Origin of the sequence: Streptomyces panaciradicis, assembly GCF_023516615.1 — a bacterium.
GTDB lineage: Bacteria > Actinomycetota > Actinomycetes > Streptomycetales > Streptomycetaceae > Streptomyces > Streptomyces panaciradicis.
This window is the reverse complement of sequence record NZ_JAMGBF010000289.1, coordinates 1-3472: the sequence shown is the minus strand read 5'-3', so window position 1 is coordinate 3472 and position 3472 is coordinate 1. Positions and strand designations below refer to the sequence as shown.

Annotated in this window: 3 protein-coding genes; all 3 read right to left on the bottom strand. The window is 73.8% G+C overall.

What is annotated here, in order from left to right; all coding sequences use genetic code 11:
* Positions 1–143: 143 nt before the first annotated feature.
* Entirely contained in the window at positions 144–1121 is a 978-nt protein-coding gene (locus M8J74_RS43820) for an NAD(P)H-quinone oxidoreductase (protein WP_058924250.1), read from the bottom strand.
* A gap of 27 nt (positions 1122–1148) precedes the next feature.
* On the bottom strand, positions 1149–2246 hold the full coding sequence (locus M8J74_RS43815; RefSeq protein WP_249841727.1) for a potassium channel family protein: 1098 nt from the start codon (positions 2244–2246) through the stop codon (positions 1149–1151).
* The coding region (locus tag M8J74_RS43810; RefSeq protein ID WP_249841726.1) for a molybdopterin molybdotransferase MoeA at positions 2243–3472 on the bottom strand (1230 nt) is incomplete at its 5' end. The genes M8J74_RS43815 and M8J74_RS43810, both read right to left, overlap by 4 nt.

Genomic DNA, 3472 nt, shown 5'->3' with positions numbered 1-3472 from the left:
GAGCCGGGGGCCGGGGCCGGAGCCGGAGCCGGGGGCCGGGGCCGGAGCCGGAGCCGGGGGCCGGGGCCGGAGCCGGAGCCGGGGGCCGGGGCCGGAGCCGGAGCCGGGGGCCGGGGCCGGGGCCGGGGCCGGAGCCGGGGGCCTCACACCACCAGCAGGACCTTCCCCATGTGTCCGCTCTCCTCCACCACCCGGTGCGCGGCCGCCGCGTCGCTCATCGGCACCTCGCGGTCGACGACCGGGCGGACGTGGCCCGCGGCCAGCAGCGGCCAGACGTGTTCGCGTACGGCCGCCACGATGGCCGCCTTCTCACCCAGCGGACGGGCCCGCAGCGAGGTCGCGCTGATGGCGGCGCGCTTGTTCAGCAGCGCGGCGATGTTCAGCTCGCCCTTGATGCCGCCCTGCATGCCGATGATCGCGAGACGGCCGTTGACGGCGAGGGCCTGGACGTTGCGGTCGAGGTACTTGGCGCCCATGTTGTCGAGGATGACGTCGGCACCGGCACCGTCCGTCGCGCGCGCGATCTCCTCGACGAAGTCCTGCTCCTTGTAGTTGACCAGGATGTCGGCGCCCAGCTCGGCGCAGCGGTCCAGCTTCTCCTTGGTGCCGGCGGTGACGGCGACCTTGGCGCCGACGGCCTTGGCGAGCTGGATCGCCATCGTGCCGATCCCGCTGGAGCCGCCGTGCACCAGCAGCGTCTCGCCCGGCCGCAGGTGGGCGATCATGAAGACGTTCGACCAGACGGTGCACACCACCTCCGGCAGCGCGGCCGCCTGCCGCAGTTCCACGCCCTCGGGCACCGGCAGCAGCTGGCCGGCCGGAACGAGGACCTTCTCGGCGTAGCCGCCGCCCGAGAGCAGCGCGCACACCTCGTCGCCGACGGACCAGCCGGAGACGCCCGGGCCGAGCGCGGCGACCCGTCCTGAGCACTCCAGGCCCGGGTACCGGGACGCGCCGGGCGGCGGGTCGTAGAAGCCCTGCCGTTGCAGGATGTCGGCGCGGTTGACGGCACTGGCCACCACCTCGACCAGGACCTCGCCCTCACCGGGCTCCGGATCGGGGACCTCGTCCCACACCAGCGCCTCGGGTCCACCAGGTTCGGGAATCGTGATCGCATGCATGAAGGCGACGCTACCCCCCCGGTCGTCTCAGTCCCGCGGTATGGGACGCACGTCCGGCGTGACCTTCGCGTCGGGCGTCGCCCGCACGATCGTGATCAGACGGTCCGTCAACTGCAGGGTGCCGACCGCGGGATCGTCGTATCCGAGCACCCGGTGCCCGCGTACGACGCTCACCACCAGATCGTCGGTCTCCCGGGGGCCCCTGCCCACCTCGGCCTTCACCACCGGCCGTTCGACTATGTCGAGCCCGCTGCCCTGCTGGATGAGGTCCTCCATCACCATGCCGGCGGCGGGGCTGAGCACGGACAGGCCGAGCAGCCGACCGGCCGCGCTGGCGCTGGTGATGACCGCGTCGGCACCGGACTGCTGCAGCAGCGGAGCGTTCTCCTCCTCGCGGACCGCCGCGACGATCTTCGCCCCTCGGTTGAGCTGCCGGGCCGTCAGCGTCACCAGCACCGCCGTGTCGTCGCGCTGGGTCGCGATGATGATCTGCCGGGCCCGGTGCACCTCGGCCCGCTTCAGCACCTCGCTGCGGGTCGCGTCGCCTATGACACCCGCGTAGCCGTCGGCCGTCGCGGCGTCGATCACCTTGGAGCTGGGGTCGACCACGACGACCTGCTCCTTGCGCAGCCCCGTCGCGCAGACGGTCTGGATCGCCGAACGCCCCTTCGTCCCGAAACCGACGACGACGGTGTGATCGCGCAAGGCGGACCTCCAGCGGTTCAGGCGCCACTCCTCCCGGGTCCGCTCGGTGAGGACCTCGAGGGTGGTGCCGACCAGGATGATCAGGAAGAGCACGCGCAGGGGCGTGATGACGAAGATGTTGGTGAGCCGTGCGGCGTCGTTGACCGGGGTGATGTCGCCGTATCCGGTGGTGGAGAGGGTGACGGTGGCGTAGTAGAAGGCGTCGAGCAGGTCGACCGAGCCGTCGGAGTTGTCGGTGTAGCCGTCGTGGTCGGCGTAGACGATGAAGGCGGTCGCGACCAGGACGAGCAGGGCCAGCGTCAGCCGCTTGGCGACCTGCCGGATCGGCCGTTCGACCACCTTGCGCGGAAGTTTCACCCGATGGGTCACGAGATGTTCGTCCGCCTGGCGGGCGATCGCGTCATGGCCCGGAAGTTTCACGTGAAACACACCCCGATTCCGGCGGAGGCCCAGGGCAGGTAGAGGAGTTCGAGCTCCTCACCTGCGCGGGCTCCGCCGGGCGGTACGACGGCGAGGGCGTCGGCCGCCGCGATGCCGCGCAGCATGGCCGGGCCGTTGTAGTGCAGCGGCACGGCCCGGTCCCCGCGCAGCACGACGGGGATGAGCCGGGTGTCGTACGGATGCCCGTGGGCCTCGTCCCGCAGCGGCAGCGTGTAGGTCTCCCGGTCGGGGCGGCCCGCGAGGGTGCGCAGCAGGGGCTCGGCGAGCGTGAGCAGGCCGGAGACGGCGGCCAGGGGGTTGCCGGGGAGGCCGACGAGATGCCGGCCCTCGGCGACGCGCGCCAGCAGCATGGGGTGGCCGGGGCGCACCTTGACGCCGTCCACGAGCAGTTCGGCGCCGATGCGTTCGAGGATGGGGTGGACGTGGTCGACCGGTCCGGCGGCGGTGCCGCCGGTGGTGACGATCAGGTCCGCGGTGGAGCCGGTGACGGCCTTGTGCAGGGCCTTCGCGTCGTCGCCGAGCCTGCGGACGGCGGTGACCTCCGCGCCGAGCGCCCGCAGCCAGGGCGGGAGCATCGGGCCGAGGGCGTCCCTGATCAGGCCGTCGTGCGGGCGGCCCTCGACCAGCAACTCGTCGCCGAGGACGAGGACTTCTACCCGCGGGAGGGGCACGGCGGCGAGGGTGTCGTAGCCGGCGGCCGCGGCGAGGCCGAGGACGGCCGGGGTCACGACGGTGCCGACGGGCAGCAGCCGGTCGCCTGAGCGGCACTCCTGACCGCGGGGGCGGATGTCCTGGCCGTGGTGCATGTCGCGCAGGGCGTGCAGACGGCCCTGGGCGTCGGTGCGGCCGTGCTCGGTGCGCAGCACGGCGGTGGTGTCCGGGGGGATCCGGGCGCCGGTGGCGATGCGGACGGCCTCGCCGTCGGTGAGCCGCTGCGGTTCGGCGTGCCCGGCCAGCACGCCCTCGTCCCGTACGTCCCAGGGACCGGGGCCGGCGACCGCCCAGCCGTCCATCGCCGAGGTGTCGAAGGAGGGCAGGTCGGTGAGGGCGTCGAGCGGGGCGGCGAGGACGAGGCCGAGGGCCGCGTCGAGGGGCACCGAGACCGGGCCGCGGCGCGCGGCGGGGCTGCCGGAGCAGGCCGCCCCGACGGCGACGGCACGGGCCTCGGGCCAGGGGGTGGCCCGATGGGGGGCGTCCGGGGTGCC

Coding starts and splice junctions, on each gene's coding strand:
- M8J74_RS43820 (WP_058924250.1), bottom strand. CDS start 1,121: ATGCATGCGATCACGATTCCCGAACCTGGTGGACCCGAGGCGCTGGTG.